Raw genomic sequence first — 6,345 nt, 5'->3', positions numbered from 1 at the left:
CTAAAGCCACAAAAACAGCCTCCAATATGGGGTGGTGGGGCTTTTTAGGAAGTCTGGTAGGCGCCATTATTTCCAGTGTTTTTGGCTATTATGGTTATAGAAGCCGTAAGGACACTTTCATGCTTTAAAACGTCTACCTGTCTTCCTTTAAAGCAAATACATAAAAAGCTGCACGCATAGTGCAGCTTTTTTGCAAAATTTTCTGATTGTCTTTTTGTATCATTGTCTCTCATATCAGACAACTTCACCAGCCCATCATCCTTAATACTCCCCTTAAAAAAAACATAAGGAGTTGCTCATCGCTGCCAATAGGCATTGTTCTTGTTTTGGAAAAGAGCTCTGAAAACTTCCTTTCTCAACTGATCATCAAGAAAAACTATACAAAGCATGGGATATACCATAAACACGTAGAAGAAAATTGTACCTTATAACCTCTTGGGGAGGAGCATTGTGACAAAGAAAAAATCCATGATTTTTACCCAAATGGGGCTTTTCCTTGTTTTGGGCTTTAGCAGCTTTGCCGATGAAACAGCACAAGTTACATTTGCTCTCCACTTAGCAGAAAGCACAGCATCTATTTCAATGCTGCTGTTTGCAGGGCTTGTCGGGGCAATTTGTGCAGGCCCCATTGCACCACGTCTCTTACATCGCTTCCAACCAGCGCGAACAGTACCCATTGTTTTATTGTTTGAAGCACTCTTTATAGCCACAGCTGCAATCGCCAACCAATTTTGGGTTTATATTGCCCTTTCTTTCGCACTAGGTTGTGCTGGTTCACTCTTTTGGTCTGCTATCCTCGTTTCCGTCCCAGAATTTGCAACCAATGATCAGCAATTAGACCGTATCAACCGCATTATCCAAACAGTCCGTAATCTTGGCTATATTGCCGGACCATTGTTAGGAGGTGTATTGTATGGAATATCAAACGGGCAAAAAGGATTGTTTGTGTTGTCAGTCATGGTTCTTTTTGCTACCTTTATCACTCTCTTCTGTTTTAAAAGTTTTAAAATTCATACACAAACGACAAACACAACGCAAAAAAGCAAAAAAGGGCTAGATTTAACGGGTCTCTTGCGTAAAAAAAATGTTGTCTATGCTCTTTCTCCCCTCATCATTACCATCATCCTCACCTCTGCTCTCAACGTCTTATCGATTGTCCGCATCCGCACTGAGCTGTACTTCAGTGCAGAAACCTATGGGGTAATCACAAGCATGTTAAGTCTTGGCCTCGTGGTTGGTCCACTCTGTTTCTCCAGCCTTTTTCATCGCTTTGGTAATGCCGCTGGAGCATCACTTGCCGCTGCAATCATCGGCTTTGCAATTTTCTGCTTTTCCTTAACACATATTGTATGGTTAATGATGCTGTCATTTTTCATCCTTGGGGGTGCTAACGGCGTGCAAAATGCTCTGATGGCAAGTTTTATGATGAAAGCCATTCAGAAAGAACACCGAAACAACCAAATGCCTGCCTATATCTTTATCATACAAACAGCGGTGTGCCTTGGCTTTCTAGGAGCCGGTTTTGTAAAAGTGCATCACACCCAAAGTACACTGTTTATCATTGGCATAGCCACAATGATCACAGGCATCTTAGGTTTTATTGTGAACAGTGCCGTACAAAAAAAACAGAGAGAATTTGATAATGGTTAGTGGACGTGGCGTTTTTCTCAAGCAAACCATACACCCCAAAAGGACATGACAATCACCACCCAATCAAATTTCAATAAAATCCCTATCAAATCGTTGTATCCCATGCAACCCCATACCAACCCAATAGGACTTTGATAAACCACTCTTTAATGTAGAGCAACTAACAACCCTCCCCAAAGCTTGATATTTTAAAGTAAAAAAAAAACGATAACATCATGCAACAAGATCCTATAGGCTTAAACTTTTACAATGGAACAGGCGGCTATGTGTGGCAACTGGCAGACTATATGCGACATGATTGTCATGAGAGCTCCCACACACTTGAATTGCAAAAACCAACGCCGCCCATAGCCATCAATTCTTTCGCTGTCTACCCAAGTGAACTCAATCCTTTATCACGCGTTCAATGGGCAAAAGATGTACAAATAATAAAAAACAAACCAGCACTCATTGGCAAACGGCAAATACAACCCATCACCATTGTTTCTACAAAAGGAGCGGCATTTGGCGGATTCGACTTTCCCACATTTGAAGCACTTCGTGAAGGCTGCCTTGTCCAATCACTGAGGGAAATACAATTCAATGATACTCTTCTTGCCTCTGGAAGTCTTTTGATATCACTTTTACAACACGGTCTCATCGAAACAGATCAAAAAGCATTTTCAGAAAATGATGCAACCGCTCTTTTACGAGAGCCAACATGTATTATCATAGATTCTTCTCTTGGCAGTCTTGCCATTAATCAACTCAATGGGCGTACAATCCGGCTTCATGAAAAAACAAAACATCTCTTGAAGCAAGCCACCACACCAATGCACATTCAACACCCTATAGAGGATTCAATAAAATTTTTTGTAAAAGCAGGAATGCTACGATTGGTAAAATTATAAGGATAAAAAGATTCAGCTGATAAGACCTGGCATGGGAACAGAAAATAGTGCACAGCTCATTTATGCGCTTATTCAAATGGCAAGACCGCGCACAGTCATTGAAATCGGTGCTGGTGATAGTACGCGCTTGATTGCTAAAGCACTGCAAAAAGCAAAACAAGCATGGCAACAAGATAAAAAACTTTTAGAATCTTCCACCTGGGAAGAGCGTACAGCTTTGCTTGATCCTTCAGGAATCCTTGAGAATTACGAACCTCGGCTTATCACCATTGATGATTTTACAGTAGAAGGTCAATCAGCCGAAGAAGCATGGCAAAAACTGCTTCAAGACGGTATTGAAAAAGATACTGTAACATTTATCCATGAGAATTTTTTCTCTCTTGATGATGAAACGCTCAAATCTTGGGGACCAATAGATTTTGCTTGGCTTGATGCTGGTACTCCCGCAGATGATGTGCGATTTGTTATAACCCTTTGGGAACACATCACCGCGGGTGGTTATCTATGTCTGCATGAACCAACCATAACAACAACGGTTGCTCTCAATGGGGCACAGCGGGTGCGACGTGTCAGAACTCCTTTGTGGGAAGAAATTCTCTACCGGCTTGATGGCTCCTATGAAGCTTTAACACTCCCCGAAAACCACAAATATCGCCAGGGTGGTCTGGGGATTATTCGCAAACGCACCCCAGCCGAACAAATTGTACGCGCACAATCGCTACAAGCAGAACTCATAGAAATCAATGAACTGCCCATTCGCAATGATCTTTTGCCCATGGGGAAAGAAACCCTTCACAAACGCAATACCCGCAATTCACTGATCTCTGCCATGACGTCACCGACACTGCGCGCTGTTTATGCCGCCATTATCCTTGGTGCAAAAAATCTTACTGATATCCTCAAACATGTCGATTCAGATGCCAAAAACATTCACAAATCCATCAATCGCCTTTTGAATCTTGGACTTATTCACAACACAACAGAAGGATTTCAAGCCGAAGAGACAGTGTGGAAAATGCTAGAAAATAAACATGAACGGGAGAGGGAAAATTTAAGTGACCGCCATTTAGAAACAGAAGAGATGCTATCAAAAATTGGTGAAGCCTTTCAAATGGGAAAAATCTATAGCGAAACGGAAGTTTCCAAGATATGCAACCTCTTTACGATAGACTTTGCCCGATTACGACGCACTCTTGTTGAGAGAGGTTTTTTACAACGCCATGGAGGAAAATATCAACGCATGCGCTAAAAGAGAATTGAAAAATGATTAGCGAACGCTATCGTTTTTCTTCTCTATTTCAAGAGAATGAATAACCTTCCACTAAAAAAATATAATTTCATTAAAAGGTTACAAAATCATTCATCCCATTCATATGTTGACAATCTATGGAGATGAGATTAGCGTGCTCTCTTCGCAAGAGATGCAATGGGGAGGAACAAGAGTGCGGGATGCCAATTGGTTATCAAAAAGGATTGGGTGGTTATCAAATAGGGTTAAAAACAGTCAAAACCATCAGGAGAAGATATAGGATCAAGGTCTCAATGGATCTTATGATTGTTGCGCGAACATCTGGGCACAGTGTTGTTGCTCAATCCAAATCATGCTCGATATTTCTAAAAACATCGTAGAAAAAACAATATTCTTGCATTGGACTGGCTAGTGAATCAAGAAAGATACTATTTCAACGAAATGTGCACAGCAGAAATAGGGCTGGCAAAACTTCCTCAAAAGATACAACAAAATGTCTTTGATCATTTAACAACACTTCTATGGAAATTCCATGGGCAAAAATAAAATTCCTTTTTTCATCTATAGCACAGTTTTTCTTTCTGAATTTTCCTTTTTCTTTGTACTCCCTTTGCTTGGAAACTCTTCTCTCATAACTGCTGCCAATGTTGCTTTTTATCTCGCTGGATCGGTAATCCTTGAAAGCATTCTCATGGTAACCACAACAGGTTTATTAGAAAGATTTTCCCGTAAACTCTTAATGGCTACCGCCTTTATTTTAAGGAGTAGCGCTTTTGTGTGCATTATCCTATCGCTCACACCTTCTGCATGGTTGATCTTTTTTACCTTAATGGCTTTTTCGAAAGCAATTTCAAAGCCATTTTTGAGAGAAATTTTATCAGAACATCTCAATGAAAATGCTCTTAAACGCGCATTAACTCTCTATTCTTTTTTTCAAAATGCTGCTGTCGTTATCGCCCCTCTTGTTGCAACGAGTGCCATAAAATACAACGCATCAACCTTCTTAATGGCTTTTTTTGCACTCATTGGTTTGTATCTTTGTGTTCTATCCATTCAAATTGTTTATCATTACCCGCATAAAACATTATCTCTTGAAAAGAATAAAAAAACAAAAAAAGCTCTTCTTTCTTCTTTAAAAACAATAATACATAATCGTTCTATTGCTTATTTGCTGGTCACGGCTTTGCTTTGTGCATTCCTCATGGGAATTTTCATCACCACCACAACACTTCTCAGTAAATTTGACAGCAATCTCGCCCCTTATAGTGGAATTTTCTTTTCAATTGTTGGCATCAGTATTTGTATCTGGCAAGGAATAATCAATAAACATCTCAGCCTTTCCGATAAATCAACTTTCTATCTATTATGGCTTATGGGAAGTTTCTCCTCATTTTTCCTCATGGGTGGGGTCTTTACCGCTGTGACTGCATTAATTGCCTACAGTGTCTATGAATCTGTCATGATTCCAGAAATATACTATCAAGCAGGGAAAACAACCCCATCCCTCTCTGCCAGTGTTCTTTTCAGTTATATTCTTGTTATTTCAAATATTGGCCAAGCCGCCGGCTCATGGACAAGTGGATGGATTATCAGCCATTTCAACAATCATATCGCTTTCACCTTTTGCATGATTGTTGGTGCCTCCGCCTTTGCTTCTTGCCTTTGCCTCATGCAAACGAAAAAATAAGCAGCTTCCATGTCACATATAGTTTTTGCAACCGGTGGCACAACAAGAGCACTCAAAACACTTCGCCATAAATCACTCAATTATGATTTTGAACACACTCTGCGGCAAAAAAGCTCAAAACGGTCTCTAAAGATTGCTCTGTAAACGCCGTTGCAAATTGTCTCATAGCTTAAAGGATTATGGGATAGACAAGCGTAAGGTAGCTACATTCTGCACGAATAATATTCTATTGATATCCATGTGCAACACAGCCAAAGCATTTTTCTTATAATTCGCTCATTTCTGCCATGACCTCACCGACACTACGCGCTGTCTATACTGTTATTATACTTGGTGCTAAAATTCTTTCTGATATCCTCAAACTTGTCAATTCAGAGACCAAAAACATTCACAAATCTATTAATCGCCTTTTAAACCTTGGTCTTATTCAAAACACAACAGAGGGATTTCAAGCAATCGATAAATTATGGCAAGCGCTAGAAGATAAAAATGTATGAAATATGGAAATTTTTAGCGATCGTCATTTAGAAACAGAAGATATACTTACAAAAATTGCAGAAGCATTTAAAATAGGAAAAACTATCGCGAAACGGAAACATCAAAAATATGTAGCCTTTTTACTTTAGATTTTGCGAGATTAAGACGAATCTTGGTGGAAAATGGATTTTTAAGACGATATGCAAGCAAATATCAGCGCATACGTTGAAAGAAAAAATTCAAGCATTTGAGTTTTTCTTATGCAGCGTTTTGTTTTTTTGTTTTCTGTAAAGAGAGTTTAGGCCAGCTATGCGCCCCCCTTAGTATTTAGTGGTATAGATAGTTTGGAGTTCAAGGAATTGTGTACAGTTTTTTGTTACAAAAAGTTGGCA

At 39.6% G+C, this 6,345-nt stretch carries 6 protein-coding genes and 1 pseudogene; all 7 read left to right on the top strand.

Annotation, left to right across the window (positions count from 1 at the left end; all coding sequences use genetic code 11):
* A pseudogene (locus ACFINX_RS09145) lies at window positions 1-128 on the top strand (DUF3792 domain-containing protein); the annotation flags it as partial.
* A 322-nt stretch (window positions 129-450) separates the two neighbouring features.
* Window positions 451-1,650: an MFS transporter gene (locus ACFINX_RS09140; RefSeq protein ID WP_375668712.1), complete on the top strand. Its 1,200-nt coding sequence runs from the start codon at window positions 451-453 to the stop codon at window positions 1,648-1,650.
* 215 nt (window positions 1,651-1,865) lie between these two features.
* Complete coding sequence (locus tag ACFINX_RS09135) at window positions 1,866-2,540, top strand: hypothetical protein (protein ID WP_375612578.1); 675 nt, start codon at window positions 1,866-1,868, stop codon at window positions 2,538-2,540.
* A gap of 31 nt (window positions 2,541-2,571) precedes the next feature.
* Entirely contained in the window at window positions 2,572-3,789 is a 1,218-nt protein-coding gene (locus ACFINX_RS09130) for a DUF2087 domain-containing protein (RefSeq protein WP_375668711.1), read from the top strand.
* A 532-nt stretch (window positions 3,790-4,321) separates the two neighbouring features.
* Window positions 4,322-5,476 carry an MFS transporter gene (locus ACFINX_RS09125; protein WP_375627878.1) on the top strand — a complete coding sequence of 385 codons (1,155 nt, stop codon included), beginning with the start codon at window positions 4,322-4,324 and terminating at the stop codon, window positions 5,474-5,476.
* 287 nt (window positions 5,477-5,763) lie between these two features.
* Window positions 5,764-5,973 (top strand): hypothetical protein, encoded by a 210-nt coding sequence (locus ACFINX_RS09120; protein ID WP_375668710.1) that lies wholly within the window; start codon window positions 5,764-5,766, stop codon window positions 5,971-5,973.
* A gap of 107 nt (window positions 5,974-6,080) precedes the next feature.
* Window positions 6,081-6,182, top strand: a complete 102-nt coding sequence (locus tag ACFINX_RS09115; RefSeq protein WP_375612583.1) for a DUF2087 domain-containing protein — start codon at window positions 6,081-6,083, stop codon at window positions 6,180-6,182.
* Window positions 6,183-6,345: the final 163 nt, after the last annotated feature.

It is taken from the genome of Bartonella sp. AP36NXGY (assembly GCF_042195865.1).
Lineage (GTDB): Bacteria > Pseudomonadota > Alphaproteobacteria > Rhizobiales > Rhizobiaceae > Bartonella.
Note: the sequence above shows the minus strand (reverse complement) of the source record. Positions and strands in the feature narration are given on the sequence as shown.